Consider the following 15906-nt stretch of genomic DNA (forward strand, 5'->3'; position numbering starts at 1 on the left):
TACCCTTCACTTAATTTCCTGAAAACGATGGCTGTCTTTTTTCAAGGAAAGCTTTCGTTCCTTCCACTTTGTCTTCTGTTGTATATAAAAAGGCTTGTGCTAGAGACTCAATGAGCAATCCAGTATCCATATCCACCTCAAAGCCTCGATTTACCACAAGCTTAGCCATTTGTATGGCAAGAGGTCCTTTTGCTACGATTTTTTCAGCCTTTTCGAGAACAGCATCCATTAAACCCTCTAAAGGAACCACATCAGTTACTAAACCAATTACTTTCGCCTCACTCGCAGAAATAAATTCCCCTGTTAAAATCATATTCATCGCACGGCCCTTGCCTATAATTCTAGTTAAACGTTGTGTTCCGCCTGCACCAGGGATTACCGATAAATTTAATTCAGGCAATCCGAATTTTGCATTTTCAGATGCCATTCTAATATCACAGCTCATTGCTAGCTCGGATCCTCCGCCAAGGGCAAACCCATTAATGGCTGCGATGGTTGCTTTTTTACTATTTTCAATACGGCGGTACACATCACTCATACTTCCCGTCTTAAATGCTTCAATTGCTTTCCTTGTTGTTAACTGGTTGATATCCGCTCCTGCTGCAAATGCCTTCTCCCCAACTCCGGTAAATATAATTACACCTATTTCCTGATCATTCTCTAACTCTTCAAAAGCAGCTAAAATTTCTGTAACCGTTTCATTATTCAAGGCATTTCTTACTTCAGGACGATTAATTTTTATGATGCCAATTTGATTTCCCTTTTCGACTAATAGATTTTCATAGTTCATAATAAACTCCTCCTAATCGCTATGTAGCAGTTTCTCAAATAACAATCTTATAAACTTGATTAAATTAGACCCTCTTTTACATAAGCTGCATGATGGCCTAACTATCCCTTGAGGGGAGCCACCCGACACAGCTTATGAGAAGAGGGACCATTATTTTCCACCCAAACGATTCATCTTTTACACCATTGCTAGTCCGCCATTCACTGAAAGGGTTTGACCTGTTACATAGTCCGCTTCTTCTGACGCCAAGAATGCAACCCCATTAGCAATATCACTAGGTTGTGCTAAACGTCTAAATGGAATGGCTTTTTCAAGTGCTGCTGCAATCCCTTCATTGTAAGAACCAATCTCTTCAAAAAGTGGGGTATTACTTGGTCCTGGTGAAATACAATTCACATTGATCTTATGTCTTGCCATTTCACGTGCCATCGTTTTAGTGAAAGCAATGACTCCTCCTTTAGCTGCCGAGTAGACGGCCTCTCCGCTTGAACCCACTCTTCCAGAATCAGAGGCAATATTGATCACTTTGCCGGAACCATTTTTGATCAAGACAGGTAAAATTTCTTTACAAGTATGAATTTGTCCCATCATATTAATGTCCATAATCATTTTCCAAGTGCTTGGTTCACTCTTTAAAAATGGCTCAACCTTATCCCATCCAGCGTTGTTTACTAGTACATCAATTTTTTCAAAATAGGCAAGGGAAGCTCCCACTGCTTCTTGCACACTTTCCAGTTTTGTGACGTCGCAATAAACCGCAACTGCCTTTCCACCCTCTTTTTCCACAATGGAAACCGTTTCATTTGCATTATCGATATTTACATCGGTTACAATAATGTCCATTCCTCGAGAAGCTAATGTTCTAGCAATCTCTCTTCCAATTCCACGTCCTGCTCCAGTAATAAAGGCTACTTTCTTTGTCATAATAATCTCCCTCCGATTTCTTAGTTAAATGATAAATTTTTAATACCATACGAATCTATAAACCTATTATTTTAATTTTTGCTCACTTAAACCCTGGAGAATCTGTTCTCTCAAGCGGAACTTTTGAATCTTTCCACTGGCCGTTCTTGGGAAACTTTCAACAATATCCATATACTCTGGCCAATATTGCTTAGCGACCCCTTTTTGCTTAAGGAATTCTTGAATTTCTGAAAAACTAAGAGGTGTCTTCCCAGGTTTCATGCTAATAACAGCGCACGCTTTCTCTTGCAGTCTTGGATCAGGTAGTGCGATAAGCTGCGCATCCAATATGTCTTCATGTTCATACAAGACATTTTCAACATAAGCGACAGGGATATTTTCACCACCGCGAATGATAATATCTTTATTCCGACCTGAAATTCGAATGTAATCGTCTTCATCCATGTACGCACGATCTCCCGTGAAAAACCATCCATCCTGAAACTCAGACATCGTTCCTTCTAGATTTTTCAAATAACCAACAAATAGGGCCGGTCCTCTGCTAAGAAGGTCTCCTTCCTGATTAGGGGGACATGGGTCTCCGTTCGAATCAATCACCTTTACTTCCATGCTATCAAGCGCTATACCGTCAGTACTTGACAGCTTTTCTTTCGTATCGTCAAGCTTTGTCAAAGTAACGAGACCACATTCCGTTGAACCCCAACCGGACAGAATCGTAAAATTTAATTTTTCGGAAGCTTCTTTTACCATTGCCATTGGGATCGGTGCACCCATAGCAGCGAATACTCTTAGTGAATCAATGTTACGATTTCCAAGCCTCTCTAATTGCAGCATATCCTGCAGGAACGGGGTCGCCCCAGCTGTAAAAGTAATTCCTTCCTCCTCAATTAATTCAATAAATTCTAACGGGTTCCAAATTTCTTGATAAACGCCTGTTCCTCCGATCGTAGTTGGAAGGCGCACACCATACCCAAACCCAGTTTGGTGGGCAAAGGTCGAAGCCATGAACATCACGTCGTCAGAGGTTAATTGCAAATGATCAATCCAGTAATTGGTTGAGACACAAATGGTATTATGTGTATGCATGACTCCCTTTGGATTTCCCGTTGTTCCAGAGGTAAAAATAAGTTCAGTTACATCATTTGGATCATGTGTAATTTCATCTAACTCGGCAGGATCACGGATTTCCTCCCATGAATTGTCGAACAATGATGCCAATGGTTTCATATGGGATGGTACATGATCGCCTATCACATAAACATGTTGAAGCGTTGGCCATTGGTGTGACAATCGATCAATCATGGCTGGATAATCATATCCGCGAAATTCATCTGGAATGACAATCATTTTTGACTCAGCCATTCGAACCATATAATCAATTTCACGATCTCGATAAATCGGAATCAATGGATTGGTAATGGCACCAATTCGCGTTGCCGCATAGTGAAGAATAATAAATTCATTCCAGTTTGGCAGTTGTATCGAGATAACATCCCCTTTTCCTAAGCCTAATTCCAGCATCCCTAAGGCAACACGGTTGACCATTTCCCCGAGTTCACGGTACGTATAACGGCTTTTTTTATCGATTATGGCCACTTTGTCTGGAAATTTTGCAATAGCATCATATAGATAATCGAGAATCGTTTTATTTGGCCAAACAGATTGATATCTTTCTATATAATCAGGACTCAACATCGTTTCAAATTTCACGGGCCTCATCTCCTTTTTATTTTCTAAACTTACTAAAATCTGCAGATCTTTTTTCAAGAAATGCATTCATTCCTTCGGCAGACTCGTCTGTGTTGTAGAACATAGCTAGACTGCCCATTGCAAGTTGAGAAATCCCTTGGATGTGGGCACTATCAGCATTAAATGAATATTTAAGAATTTTGATTGCTGTTGGACTATTAGCAAGAATCTTCGTAGCCCATTCTTCTGCTGCCGCTTGAAGCTGGTCAGCTGGAACAATCTTGTTGACAAGGCCCATTTCCTTAGCTTCTTGAGCGGTATACTGCTCACATAAATACCAAATTTCTCTTGCTTTCTTTTCCCCAACAACCCTCGCCAAATAAGTAGAGCCGAAACCAGCATCATAGCTACCAACTTTTGGTCCAGCTTGTCCAAACCTGGCGTTCTCTGAAGCAATCGTTAAATCACATATAACATGTAAGACATGGCCTCCTCCGATCGCATATCCATTAACTGCGGCAATAACAGGTTTGGGAATATTGCGGATTGTTTGGTGCAATGTCTCAATTTCAAGACCGATACCGCCACCTAATCCACCGTTATAATCATAGCCTCCCTCATCGCCTTTTTGCTTTTGATCTCCACCTGTGCAAAACGCCTTCTGACCAGCACCAGTTAAAATGACAACACCAACTTGGTTATCATCCCAAGCATCGCGGAAAGACCAAATTAATTCTTTAATCGTACGTCCTGTAAAAGCATTGTAAGCCTCTGGACGATTAATCGTAATCTTTGCTATTCCATTCGTTTTTTCATACAACACTTCCGTTAATTCCATTTTTCATTCCCCCATTTTCATTGTTGTTTTTTCTTAAAAATTCCTTTAACATTTCCTTCATGTATTCAAATGATTCTGCAAATCAAATGCGCCTTGGCGGATATTTGCGCTAAGGATTTTACCTGAAATCGCTCGATAAACTTACTCCTGAAAATCTGCGACATCCGCCTGTGGCTTTAACTTATTCAGCTAGGGTTTGAACCCCCACTGAATTGACAAAATCTCGGCATTAGTTTCACTACTTTTAGAAGTGGGAGACTGCTGCTCAATGAAGTTAAATATTCCACCTATGTTATCCCTCCTTTCACTTATTAATGTTGCAAGTTCTGTGCCAACTTATATCCTTGATGAAATAAGCAATATAATTAGAATGATCTCGCAATCTTAATAATTTTCGCGAAATTGAGAATCATTTATGCTAAAAGGGGCTTAATGGAATATTTATTGCCAAGATATCGCTCGATAAACTAACTCCTGAAAATCTGTGGCATCCGCCTATGGCTTTAACTTTATTCAGCTAGGGTTTGAACCCCCACTGAATTGACAAAATCTCGGCATTAGTTTCACTACTTTTAGAAGTGGGAGACTGCTGCTGAATGAAGTTAAATATTCCAGCTATGTTATCCTCCTTTCACTTATTAATGTTGCAAGTTCTGTGCCAACTTATATCCTTGATGAGATAAGCAATATAATTAGAAGGATATCGCAAGATTAATAATTTTCGCAAAATTGAGAATCATTTAAGCGAAAAGGGGCATAATGGAATCTTTATTACCAAGATTAGACTTGTAAACTACCAATTTTAAACACAAAAAAACACACTACAAAATAGTGTGTTACTTTTATTTCAGATTGTACTTGGCTATTTTTCGATACAAGCTCGCAATATGGATTTTTAATTTTTGAGCAGCTAAAGATCGATCCCCATTTGATTCTTGTAAAGCTTGTTGAATGGCGGTTATCTCTGCTCTTCTCACTTCATCCTCTAAACTTTGCAGAGGCATAGTTTTCCTAGTTGTTGAATCGGTAGAAACCCGAGTTGTAAAAAAGAGATCATTCATTGATAAAGTATTTCCATCTACAATGTTCATTCCCCGCTCAATAACAGCCTTTAATTCACGAACATTTCCTGGCCAGCCATAGTTCAACATCCAATCTTGAAGCTTGGCTTCGATGTGTTTTACTTCAACATCAAACTTCACATTAAAATAATCGATAAAATAATAAGCTAATGGCAGAATGTCCCCTATTCTTTCGCGAAGTGAGGGGATCGTTAAATCAAAAACAAATAGTCGATAAAATAAATCCTGTCTAAACTTCCCCTCCTCCACAAGTTGTCCTAAGTCACGATTGGTTGCCGCAATTATACGGATATCGATGTGTTTACTAACCGTTCCTCCGACTCGTTCAATCTCTTTTTCCTGCAAGACTCGAAGCAACTTGCCTTGTGCCTCATAAGGGAGTTCAGAAATTTCATCAAGAAAAAGAGTCCCATTCATGGCTAATTCTATTTTCCCAGGCTTACCTTCCTTTTTTGCTCCACTAAACGCCCCAGGTTCATAACCAAATAGTTCAGATTCAAATAATTCCCCAGGGATGGCAGCGCAATTGACTGCAATGAAAGGATTATTTTTCCTTCTGCTCATTCCATGAATCGCTTGAGCGAATAATTCCTTACCTGTCCCACTTTCCCCTGTCAGAAGCACGGTTGAATTACTATTAGAAATTCGAATAGCTAACTCTTTAGTATTGTTCATTGCCTCACTATTCCCCATTATTTCATCAAAGCTGTATTTATGTTGGTGAGGCCTTTTTTTGTTCATCTTTTGTAAATCAATCGCATGCATGAACGATACCATTTCATAATGCTCGATATCACCATCACGGACGATCACCCGATAAACTTCCCGATTTTCTTTTCTCGTCACTCTGATTATACAATTAATTCCAGATATTACACCAAAGAATACCTTTTTACGTTTTCGGCCATACATTCCATGGATTACATCATGAATCGAACCACTTAAGCATTCATCTTTATTTGTTGAAAAATGTTCGCAAAAGTCTGGACTAACATCAATTAATCTCCCGCTTTCATCAACTACAAGAAATCCCCAATCCTCTATTAAATGAAGTGTTTTTTCCATTTATAACACCTTCTTTGTAACATAAATAACTACTTGTCCCTTAATAACCTCGGTTCTTTTTTGATTGAAGCATATCACCTTTTGCGTCACCCAGTCTCTTTCATCATTAATATCAATAATCGTCAATTCGGCGGTTATTTCATCTCCAATATACACTGGATGATAATAAATCAATTCTTTTTGGAGCAATACACAAGCACACCCTGGAAGTTTATCGGTAATCACTTGTGAGATTAAACCCTCAACCAGTAGCGCCGGAATAATCGCCCGTGAATCCCCATTCTCCAAACCAATATCATGATGTTGATAGATTGGATTAAAATCTTTTGATAATTCATTGTATTGGCGGAGATCATCTTCTGTAAATATCCGCTGTAAACAGGCAAATTGACCATTAAGCAATTCTAAATTGGTTAGACTCATCAAGATTCCTCCTATTACGATAAACTCTTCTTAATTATCAGTATATACCAAGAAGATAAGAAATGAAAGAAACCGCTTCCAAATTCAATTGTGAAAAAACCCTATTAAATGATTGGCTCTATTAAAATGCACTATTCATTTCTGGTCCTTTTTGAAAAAAGAAGGAACATAACACCATAAGCAGCAGAAGCAAACTCGTTTTCTTAGTCACTATTAAGTGGAAAAGGCAAAATTCAACAACCAAGTATAACAAAGCTATATAAATCAAATTGGCTCCGCCGAATTTGCGCCCGGATTTTTATCGAGCACGCTCGATAAAACACCTTAAAAAACCGAGGCATCCGCCGGAGGCTTAACTTCATTCAGCCGGGGTTTGTATCCCCACAGAATTAGATATCCTTTTGGCATTCATCCCCCACTTATAAAAGTGAAGGATGAATGCCGAATGAAATTAAATAGAATACTCTGATAAAAATAGACAAAAAAAGACCATACCTAAACTTAAGTATGATCTTTTTCGTATGATATTGTCTTTTCTTTACTTTTGTAGAGAAACTTCCTCAAATGGCCATGCTGGCAACATTTTTCGAAGTGGTTTATCTTCACGGTATCCTAGTGCATATTCACCTTGCATAACCGTATGAACTTCTCTTGTTCCTTCATAAATCACTGGTGCTTTAGAATTTCGAAGGAAACGTTCAACTGGATATTCATCAGAGTATCCATACGCACCGTGGACTTGGACTGCATTATTTGCCGCCTCAAACGCTGCATTACACGAAATCCATTTCGCTAATGATGTTTCTTTTGTATTGCGTTTTCCTAGATTTTTTAACCAGCCAGCTCTATAAACTAGTAATTTAGAAATTTCAAGATCTGCACTCATTTGAGCAATCATTTGTTGAACAAGCTGGTGTTTCCCAATTTGTTTTCCAAATGTTTCTCTTTCATGACAATATTTTACACTCGCTTCAAGGCTAGCTTCAATTAAACCAACAGCCCCTGCTGCAACAGTAAATCGACCATTATCTAAAGCAGCCATAGCAATTTTAAAACCTTCACCTTCTTCACCAAGTCTATTTTCTACAGGTACTCTTACATCATTAAAAAATACTTCACCTGTATTCCCTGCACGTATACCTAATTTCCCTTTGAATCCCCTTGTTGATACTCCAGGAAATGTACGTTCTACGATAAAGGCAGTAATGCCTTTATGAGAGGCATCGTGATCAGTTTTGGCAAAAATGAGGAAATTATCGGCATAGTCACATAGGGAAATCCACGTTTTTGAGCCATTCAGTACATAAGTATCCCCTTCTTTTCGTGCTGTTGATTTCATAGCAGCTACGTCACTACCTGCATCTGGTTCTGTCAAACCAAAAGCACCAATCTTTTCTCCTTTTGCCTGAGGTACTAAATACTTTTGTTTCTGCTCCTCATTCCCCCATTGTAATAACGTCATACTATTTAAACCAGTATGAACGGATACTGCTGTTCGATACGCAGTATCCCCACGCTCTAATTCAGCACACACAATAGCAAGTGTATTATAATCCATGCCAGTTCCGCCGTATTCCTCTGGGATACAAACACCCATTAACTGTAATTCCGCCAATCTTTTCATAATAGTAGGTTGAAATTCACCATTACGATCCCACTCTTGAATGTACGGGATTATTTCTTTATCCACAAACTTTCTCACCATTTTTTGTACACTTTGTTGTTCTTCAGTTAATTCGAAATTCATCATTAAAAACTCCTCCTCATTTTTCATATATAATTTAGAATCTATTGATCCAATGACTAACTCAGCTAACTACTACACTTTTCATTTCTTCAATAAACAATGGAATCACTTCAAATAAATCGCCAACAATTCCATAATCAGCAACATCAAAAATCGGTGCTTCCGGATCCTTATTAATCGCCACAATCACTTTTGAATTCGACATCCCTGCTAAATGTTGAATCGCTCCTGAAATCCCAACGGCAATATAAAGATCTGGAGTGACAACCTTGCCAGTTTGTCCAATTTGTAAAGAATAATCGCAATATCCTGCATCACAAGCGCCGCGTGAAGCCCCTACTGCAGCACCTAATGCTGCACTGAGGTCCTCCAAAAGCTGAAAGTTCTCCGCATCCTTCATCCCACGACCGCCTGAAACAATGATTTTCGCTTCAGATAAATCGATACCACCTGTTGATTTTTTGACAATATCTTTAATCGTTGTGCGAAGATCTTTAATCTCCACTCCGACTTGACTGACTTCACCAGAACGAGATTCGTCTTTTTCTAATGGAGGAATGTTATTAGGACGAACCGTTGCAATGATCATGCCATCCTTAATTTTGATCTTTTCAAAAGCTTTTCCAGAATATATGGGAGTCGTGAAAATCGCATCTCTACCATCGTTTTCGATATTAACCACATCAGACACCAATCCAGCCTTTAATTTCGTGGCAATTCTTGGAGATAAATCTTTCCCTTGAGCGGTATGTCCCATTATCAAGCCATCAGGCTTTTCTATCTCTAGTACTTGGAGTAATGATTGTTGATAGGCATCCGTCGTATACTCTTTTAGATCCGAATGTTCTACCTTCACCACACGATCTGCTCCGTAGTGAATCAGGCTTAAAGCTTCATCACCAATAGATTCTCCAAATAAGGCAGCAACAATCTCGCCGCCATCTGCAATGAGTTTCGCTGCAGCAATCGCTTCAAATGTAACGTTTCTTAGAGCTCCATCACGAATATCCCCTAAAACTAATACTTTCTTTGTCATATTTATCGCCTCCATTAAATAACTTTTGCTTCAGATTTTAATAAGGATACTAACTCTTGGACTTGTTGATTTAATTCACCCGCTAACACTTTTCCTTGTTGTTTCTTTGGTGTCAAGAAGACCTCGACCTTTTTGGTTTTAGCTTCTACATCCTCTTCTTCTACATCTAAATCATCTAACTCAAGAATAGTTAACGGTTTCTTCTTTGCTTTCATAATCCCTGGTAGGGATGGATAACGCGGTTCATTCAACCCTTGTTGAGTCGTCACAAGAACTGGTAGAGGTACTTCAAGCGTTTCTTCGTCCCCTTCCACATCATGAATAAGGGTCGCTTTTCCGTCTTCAATCGTTAGGCTTGTAATCGCCGTAACTTGAGGAATGCCTAGTAATTCAGCTACACGTGGCCCTACTTGACCTGAACCTCCATCGACCGCTACATTACCTGCGAGAATAATATCTGGATTTTTATCTTTTAAATAGGTTGCTAGAATCGATGCCGTTGTATATTGATCGATCTCCTCAAAATCTTCACTATCAATCAACACCGCTTTATCAGCACCCATGGCAAGAGCGGTACGAAGCTCTTTGTCTGCTTCCTGTTCTCCAAAGGTTACAACCGTCACTTCACCGCCATGTTTCTCCTTAAGAGCAATGCCTTCCTCGATGGCGTACTCGTCATAAGGATTAATGATAAATTCCACCCCATCGCTCTTAATATTACTGTTTTCAATGGCAATCCTTTCTTCCGTATCAAAGGTACGCTTCATAATCACGTAAATGTTCATTTGTCTCTCTCCTCTGCTGTTTTTTTATCAATCATCTGGATAAGATTTAAAGTTTTACCATCCTATTGTTTTAGACATTGAGAGATTGAAAGGAAACTATCATCCCTCATTTATTATAATTGCAAGTTTCGTGCCAACTATTAGCCTTTATAAATAAAGAATGAAGTTCATATTATCTCGCAAAAATGATAATTTTTCGCAATATTGTGAATCATTTTTGCAAAAGTAAGGGTCTACCTGTAACCTGTAACCATCATTTTTGTCCTTTTTTCGTCGAGTGGAAGGATTATGAATTCACTTTCCATTTGAATGACGGGTTTTTACCTGCGATTCATATGAATAAAGACTGCTCACAGTATCTTCACGTGAAAAATGACCTATCAAAATATATTAATACGCAATATAAAAATTATCAATGGCTTCTCAGCAGCATTGAACAGCGCAGAAATACGATCATTAATATTGTGCATGTCCTTTTGGAAAGACAGGAGGATTTTTTCAAAAACGGGTTCCGTTCATTGAAACCTCTCACCCTCAAAGAGGTCGCCGATGAAATTGAAATGCATGAATCGACTGTCAGCCGGGCAACGACAAACAAAGTGATCCAGACACCATTCGGCTCCATTTGCGATTGCTATTCACTTCAAAGCTAGAAACGGCAGATGGAAATACCATTTCCCAAACGAAAATGAAAACACTTCTGGAAAGTTTCATTGCACAAGAAAACAAATTCAAACCGTATTCCGATCAAAAAATAGCGGAATACTTTAATGCTGAACAGGGAGTTACAATCTCCAGACGGACAATCAGCAAATACAGGGAGGAACTACGAACCCCTCCTTCAAGTAAACGCAAGGACATTCAAGTATGAACCTCCCACGAATGAAAATAGAGGAGGAATGGAGATGTTAAATCATCTCCATTCCTCCTCTTATTTCAAACTAATTTGCTTTTTCTACTGAAAAGTGACCAAACCATTATTTAATAAGGATTTCAACTATCCCACTGCTAGAGTTTGCAATCTCATTACCATTTTCCGCAATCATGCTATTTCGGCCAGTCCTCTTTGACTCAAATAGTAAATCATCCGCATTACCCCATTTCAATCTCACTCTCTTCTGTTTCTCTTTCTATTACATGGTGCCAATTCGAATCTTCCCATTCTAAGCGGGTTTCCCACTCACCCATAACTTTAACTCTCTTTTCTGTTTCTAATTGTTTTTTAGTTTTAAATGGTATTATTACCGCCATGTTCGCCACCTCTTCGAATCTGATGTGCTCCTTCTATAGTAATCGTTTCAATTAGAAATATCAAAAAAACCAGACAATTCTAGTCTGGGTAATCTTGATATCACACATTATTTTCATTTCTTATATTTCTATTACTTCTTCCAACGGTAGCAATAGGTAAGCGTTTGATCTCATTAGTTGGTAGCTACCAATCAAAAGGCGCTTGAATAGTTAATCCCCTTATCATAACAATATTACCATTTTTAAAAATTTATGCATATTAGATCAGTCCCTAAACTTCATGATTTCCATGGGGGGGAAATTCCCACCCCAAACAAAAAGCACCGCCCGAAGACAGTGCCAATTAATGTTCTCAATATGTTAATTTAAATTTCAAACGCAGTAAGTAAGGGTAATTTCATATTCTACTAAAATCGTTGGTTGTTGGTTAACGCTTTCGTATAAGTAAGTATTTTATTATGTTGGCTTTCTTATTCCCGTAAACTCATTTAGTTTTGTTGTCAGTCCACCATGTCCGAATTTAATAAATTTTGATTCACCTTGCCTTATTCCATCCTCTACAGAGAACTCCAGGAATTCCAACAAGAGAATTCGGCGGTAATACACATTGACAATCCCATTCTCATAAAACCAGTTATCAATAGTATTAAAAACACCCCTATTCACACCGAATTGTCGATCGCACCATTTAAAAAATTGTAAATCGGGAAGGTTTAGTGATTCACTCCTTGCCCAGGGAATTTTATTAATTGATTTCAAATAAGCCTCTTTAGCCATAATGTCTTGCGTCTGCATAATAAATCACCTCCTTTCAAAATCCATATTACCAAGATAGTTTTGCATAAACAGAGTAGGCCCCCACCTTAGTTGTTAATAAGATGAGGGCCTTTAGTTTTCTAATCAGCCGATTTCTATTTTATTGTTAACTAACATGGTTTTCTATTACTTCTTTCTGGTTCTTAAAGTACTTCAACACATCATTGAGCCGATTCTCAGCTATCTCTGCAATGAGAAACTCATTTCCGTCTAATCGCTTAATTTGTTCATCTACTTAACTTCAATGTTAATCATTTTTCTTCACCCATTCATTCAACCATTCAATTTCATCTGGCTGCAAACTCTGTTCTTCCTTCTTTTCTCTATCTACTACATTGTGCCAATCTGCTTCTTCCCACTCACGTATTACTTTAACGGCCTTTTCTGTTTCTAATTGCTGTCTAGTTTTGAATGATATTATTTCAGCCATATTAATCACCCCTTCGACCTAAGATGTTGCTCCCATAATAAATGTTATAGAATATAATCAAAAATGAAAAAAGATTTTGAAACCCAGCATGACACGGAACTGACGAATATCTGAAGCACTGTCCGTATACAAACAAGCACCATTTGCAAAAGGTGAAGCATTGGCAACACCGATTCCTTCTGCTAAATCCTTAACACGAACAATAGAAAGGACAGGAGCGAAAACTTCTCCAAAACAATGGAATGATTTTTAGCTCCTCATATTCAGCAACGGGTGATCCAACGTATGAAACTGCTTTATTTTGTTTATGTTCTAGAATTCCAATATCATGTGCTCCATTATTTAATACACCTTTTGGCAGACCTGCTTCCATAAATAATTCTACAATACGAGCTGCAATAATTGGTACACTCAGAAGGTTTTAGGATAAGTGTATTTCCACACGCAATCGCAAGTGGGAACACCCAAGCAGGAACCATCATCGGAAAGTTAAATGGTATTTGACCCCGCTTTTGCCCCGATTTTGATTTCATTTAATTCTCCGCCGGCGCTTTCCGAACTGCAAGCAACTAGACTAAGTATTCCAACCACAGCAAAAAGACTAATCCATATTTTTTTCATTCAATTCCACACCCTCAACATTTATTCATTGATCAACCGGTATCTTACTTGAAAAGCGTTTCCCAGCGTGATGTTCTGGGAGCTGGTCACCGGCTTCGAAAAGATTCGCCCGCATAGTCGTCGCTTCAGACTGCTTCCGTACAAGTCCTCTTTCTTGCAAAACAGGCACGACCAGTTCGGCAAAGTCTTTGAATGATCCAGGTTTGACCGCATACGTAATGTTGAAACCATCCACATCCGCCTCATTTACCCAGCGTTCCATTTCGTCTGCTATTCTTTCAGGTGTCCCGACTACAACAGGACCGATTCCTCCAATTCCTACAAATTCCGCGATTTCTTTGATTGACCACTTTTTATCCGGATCCACCTTCGTGAAGATTTCAACCCTTGAACGTATAGAGTCATTTTCGACAAATTGCAAGTCTTCATCCAAATCATATTCTGACAAATCAATACCGGTCCAGCCGCTGAACAGGCTCAATGCACCCTCATGGCTTATATATTTCTTGTAATCGTTGTATTTTTCTTCCGCTTCTGCTTGCGTCCGTCCGACAATCGGCATGAACAGGCTGAAGATTTTTATTTCATCTCTTTTTCTGCCAAATGTCTCGGCTTGGCTACGTATTTTTTTTACGTATTTTTTGGCAATGTCAGCTGTCGGCATGGAAATATAAATACCTTCCGCGTGTTCAGCCGCAAAAGCAGCTCCTCTTGGCGATAAGCCCGCTTGAAAAATGACTGGTGTACGCTGCGGAGACGGTTCACAAAGGTGTGCACCTGGAACAGAAAAGTGCTTCCCTTGATGGTTGATGTCATGCACTTTTTCCGGATCAATATACACTTTACGTTTCGGGTCTCTAACAACAGCATCCTCTTCCCAGCTCTGTTCCCATAATTTATAACAGACCTCCAAATATTCTTCGGCAATGTCATACCGCTCACTATGATTGATCTGTTTATCAAGCCCCATGTTTAAAGCAGCACTCTTCAAATAAGAAGTGACAATATTCCAACCAACCCTTCCTTTTGTCAAATGGTCTAATGTCGACATACGGCGTGCAAATGTGTAAGGATGTTCATGTGTAACGGAAGCCGTCACGCCAAATCCAAGATTTTTTGTCACCGCAGCCATTGCTGGCACAACCAAGAGTGGATCATTGACAGGTGATTGCACTGCTTGGCGTAGGGAAGCATTCCTTGTTCCTTCGTACACATCGTAAGGGCCTAATACGTCTGCTAAAAAGATTGAGTCAAATTGTGCAGCTTCCAATAGTTTCGCAAGCTCTATCCAATAGTCGATGTCTGTATATCGATGAGCCTCACTATCCGGATGCGACCATAATCCAGGCGATTGATGGCTCGGGCAGTTCATTTCAAAAGCGTTTAATAGAATTCGTTTTTTTGTCATTTCGTATTCCTCCTAAGTGATATTAGACCGAATGTAGACCAAAATAAAAGCTCTCTTTTAAGAATAAAATTCTTAAATCGAGAGCCGCTAGTTGTCTAGTAGGCTTACTAATTCATTTTTTGTCTCGCTTGAATTCGCTAGAAATCGGTTTATATGATTTATTCTATCAATTACCATTAGCACATAATCGTAAACCCAGGCATCGATTGCATTATAAACTCCTCTGTTTACGTTGAAATTGATTTTAAATCTATATTCATGACTCAAATGCATTTAATGCATTCACACTGTGTGCCAAGGCTGAACCCGCTTTTAATGCAGTTGCAACCATAATTGATTCTGCTATTTCTTCCATAGTTGCGTCTGCACCCTTTGCACCCTTCGTATGAATATCAATACAGTACGGGCATCCCGTAGTATGCGCAACAGCAACAGCTATCAATTCTTTCTCTTTTACACTTAATATACTTTCTTTCATTGTTTTTGTATCAAAATCTAAAAATGACTTAAAAACATCTCCATTTAGCTTTGAGAATTCTTTTAATCTATTAAAATAAGATGCTTTATATAATTCATCGTCTTCATTTTGATCGTATGCATTTAATGCATTCACTCCATGTGCAAGAGCAGAGCCTGCCTTTAAGGCTGTTGCGACCATGATGGCTTCAGACATTTCTTCTTTGGAAACATCTTCTGATTTTGCTGCTTTCACATGAACCTCAATACAATATGGGCAACCAGTTGTATGGGCTACAGCAATGGCAATTAATTCTTTTAACTTTTTCGTTAGCTTTCCCTCTGATAGTGCAAGTTTGTCGAACTGTGCAAAAGCTTTGAAAGTATCTGGTACAAGATCACTTAATTCTCCAAGACGGTTAAAATATGATTTTCTATACAATTCTTCTCTACTCAAAATTGCTTCCCCCTAATTAATTTCATTTATTATTTACTATTTACTACATTCGTCTTTAATTTCAAAAACGATTCCAATCCAGATCGAT

General features: G+C 38.7%; 15 protein-coding genes and 2 pseudogenes. 1 reads left to right on the forward strand and 16 read right to left on the reverse strand.

The window, feature by feature from the left end:
- Window positions 1-10 precede the first annotated feature (10 nt).
- The 9 genes from AC25Y6_RS16435 to AC25Y6_RS16475 form a co-directional block, all read right to left on the reverse strand.
- Window positions 11-790 carry an enoyl-CoA hydratase/isomerase family protein gene (locus AC25Y6_RS16435; protein WP_488143786.1) on the reverse strand — a complete coding sequence of 260 codons (780 nt, stop codon included), beginning with the start codon at window positions 788-790 and terminating at the stop codon, window positions 11-13.
- Window positions 791-967: 177 nt separating this feature from the next.
- On the reverse strand, window positions 968-1714 hold the full coding sequence (locus AC25Y6_RS16440; protein ID WP_488143787.1) for an SDR family NAD(P)-dependent oxidoreductase: 747 nt from the start codon (window positions 1712-1714) through the stop codon (window positions 968-970).
- Between the two features lie 66 nt (window positions 1715-1780).
- On the reverse strand, window positions 1781-3424 hold the full coding sequence (locus AC25Y6_RS16445; protein ID WP_488143788.1) for an AMP-binding protein: 1644 nt from the start codon (window positions 3422-3424) through the stop codon (window positions 1781-1783).
- Window positions 3425-3440: 16 nt separating this feature from the next.
- Complete coding sequence (gene menB, locus AC25Y6_RS16450) at window positions 3441-4241, reverse strand: 1,4-dihydroxy-2-naphthoyl-CoA synthase (RefSeq protein ID WP_488143789.1); 801 nt, start codon at window positions 4239-4241, stop codon at window positions 3441-3443.
- Window positions 4242-5083: 842 nt separating this feature from the next.
- A complete protein-coding gene (locus AC25Y6_RS16455) occupies window positions 5084-6388 on the reverse strand; it encodes a sigma-54 interaction domain-containing protein (protein WP_488143790.1) in 1305 nt (434 codons plus the stop codon).
- Complete coding sequence (locus AC25Y6_RS16460) at window positions 6389-6811, reverse strand: hotdog family protein (RefSeq protein ID WP_488143791.1); 423 nt, start codon at window positions 6809-6811, stop codon at window positions 6389-6391.
- A 538-nt stretch (window positions 6812-7349) separates the two neighbouring features.
- Window positions 7350-8558, reverse strand: coding sequence for an acyl-CoA dehydrogenase family protein (locus tag AC25Y6_RS16465; protein WP_488143810.1), 1209 nt, complete (start codon window positions 8556-8558; stop codon window positions 7350-7352).
- Window positions 8559-8619: 61 nt separating this feature from the next.
- Window positions 8620-9594: an electron transfer flavoprotein subunit alpha/FixB family protein gene (locus tag AC25Y6_RS16470; RefSeq protein ID WP_488143792.1), complete on the reverse strand. Its 975-nt coding sequence runs from the start codon at window positions 9592-9594 to the stop codon at window positions 8620-8622.
- 14 nt (window positions 9595-9608) lie between these two features.
- Window positions 9609-10379, reverse strand: a complete 771-nt coding sequence (locus tag AC25Y6_RS16475) for an electron transfer flavoprotein subunit beta/FixA family protein (protein ID WP_488143793.1) — start codon at window positions 10377-10379, stop codon at window positions 9609-9611.
- 335 nt (window positions 10380-10714) lie between these two features.
- On the opposite strand from AC25Y6_RS16475, the pseudogene AC25Y6_RS16480 reads away from it, so the two are divergent.
- Window positions 10715-11250, forward strand: a pseudogene (locus tag AC25Y6_RS16480) (RNA polymerase factor sigma-54).
- A 221-nt stretch (window positions 11251-11471) separates the two neighbouring features.
- Here AC25Y6_RS16480 and AC25Y6_RS16485 read toward each other — a convergent pair.
- The 7 genes and pseudogenes from AC25Y6_RS16485 to AC25Y6_RS16515 form a co-directional block, all read right to left on the reverse strand.
- A complete protein-coding gene (locus tag AC25Y6_RS16485; protein WP_488143794.1) occupies window positions 11472-11630 on the reverse strand; it encodes a hypothetical protein in 159 nt (52 codons plus the stop codon).
- 456 nt (window positions 11631-12086) lie between these two features.
- Window positions 12087-12425, reverse strand: coding sequence for a hypothetical protein (locus tag AC25Y6_RS16490; protein WP_488143795.1), 339 nt, complete (start codon window positions 12423-12425; stop codon window positions 12087-12089).
- 268 nt (window positions 12426-12693) lie between these two features.
- Window positions 12694-12876: a hypothetical protein gene (locus tag AC25Y6_RS16495; RefSeq protein ID WP_488143796.1), complete on the reverse strand. Its 183-nt coding sequence runs from the start codon at window positions 12874-12876 to the stop codon at window positions 12694-12696.
- 93 nt (window positions 12877-12969) lie between these two features.
- Window positions 12970-13382: pseudogene (locus AC25Y6_RS16500) on the reverse strand (aldehyde dehydrogenase family protein); the annotation flags it as partial.
- The gene (locus AC25Y6_RS16505; RefSeq protein WP_488143797.1) at window positions 13366-13497 is read right to left on the reverse strand and encodes a hypothetical protein; all 132 of its coding nucleotides are present in this window, start codon (window positions 13495-13497) and stop codon (window positions 13366-13368) included. The pseudogene AC25Y6_RS16500 and the gene AC25Y6_RS16505, both read right to left, overlap by 17 nt.
- Before the next feature lie 25 nt (window positions 13498-13522).
- On the reverse strand, window positions 13523-14905 hold the full coding sequence (locus AC25Y6_RS16510) for an LLM class flavin-dependent oxidoreductase (RefSeq protein ID WP_488143798.1): 1383 nt from the start codon (window positions 14903-14905) through the stop codon (window positions 13523-13525).
- A gap of 256 nt (window positions 14906-15161) precedes the next feature.
- The gene (locus AC25Y6_RS16515; protein WP_488143799.1) at window positions 15162-15818 is read right to left on the reverse strand and encodes a carboxymuconolactone decarboxylase family protein; all 657 of its coding nucleotides are present in this window, start codon (window positions 15816-15818) and stop codon (window positions 15162-15164) included.
- Window positions 15819-15906 lie beyond the last annotated feature (88 nt).

This window comes from Sporosarcina sp. Y1004 (assembly GCF_057669665.1).

What these genes read in the sequence shown, in the direction of transcription:
- AC25Y6_RS16435 (WP_488143786.1), bottom strand. Translation starts at nt 790, where the DNA reads ATGAACTATGAAAATCTATTAGTCGAAAAGGGAAATCAAATTGGCATC.
- AC25Y6_RS16440 (WP_488143787.1), bottom strand. Translation starts at nt 1,714, where the DNA reads ATGACAAAGAAAGTAGCCTTTATTACTGGAGCAGGACGTGGAATTGGA.
- menB (WP_488143789.1), bottom strand. Translation starts at nt 4,241, where the DNA reads ATGGAATTAACGGAAGTGTTGTATGAAAAAACGAATGGAATAGCAAAG.
- AC25Y6_RS16455 (WP_488143790.1), bottom strand. Translation starts at nt 6,388, where the DNA reads ATGGAAAAAACACTTCATTTAATAGAGGATTGGGGATTTCTTGTAGTT.
- AC25Y6_RS16460 (WP_488143791.1), bottom strand. Translation starts at nt 6,811, where the DNA reads ATGAGTCTAACCAATTTAGAATTGCTTAATGGTCAATTTGCCTGTTTA.
- AC25Y6_RS16465 (WP_488143810.1), bottom strand. Translation starts at nt 8,558, where the DNA reads ATGAATTTCGAATTAACTGAAGAACAACAAAGTGTACAAAAAATGGTG.
- AC25Y6_RS16470 (WP_488143792.1), bottom strand. Translation starts at nt 9,594, where the DNA reads ATGACAAAGAAAGTATTAGTTTTAGGGGATATTCGTGATGGAGCTCTA.
- AC25Y6_RS16475 (WP_488143793.1), bottom strand. Translation starts at nt 10,379, where the DNA reads ATGAACATTTACGTGATTATGAAGCGTACCTTTGATACGGAAGAAAGG.
- AC25Y6_RS16485 (WP_488143794.1), bottom strand. Translation starts at nt 11,630, where the DNA reads ATGGCGGTAATAATACCATTTAAAACTAAAAAACAATTAGAAACAGAA.
- AC25Y6_RS16490 (WP_488143795.1), bottom strand. Translation starts at nt 12,425, where the DNA reads ATGCAGACGCAAGACATTATGGCTAAAGAGGCTTATTTGAAATCAATT.
- AC25Y6_RS16495 (WP_488143796.1), bottom strand. Translation starts at nt 12,876, where the DNA reads ATGGCTGAAATAATATCATTCAAAACTAGACAGCAATTAGAAACAGAA.
- AC25Y6_RS16505 (WP_488143797.1), bottom strand. Translation starts at nt 13,497, where the DNA reads ATGAAAAAAATATGGATTAGTCTTTTTGCTGTGGTTGGAATACTTAGT.
- AC25Y6_RS16510 (WP_488143798.1), bottom strand. Translation starts at nt 14,905, where the DNA reads ATGACAAAAAAACGAATTCTATTAAACGCTTTTGAAATGAACTGCCCG.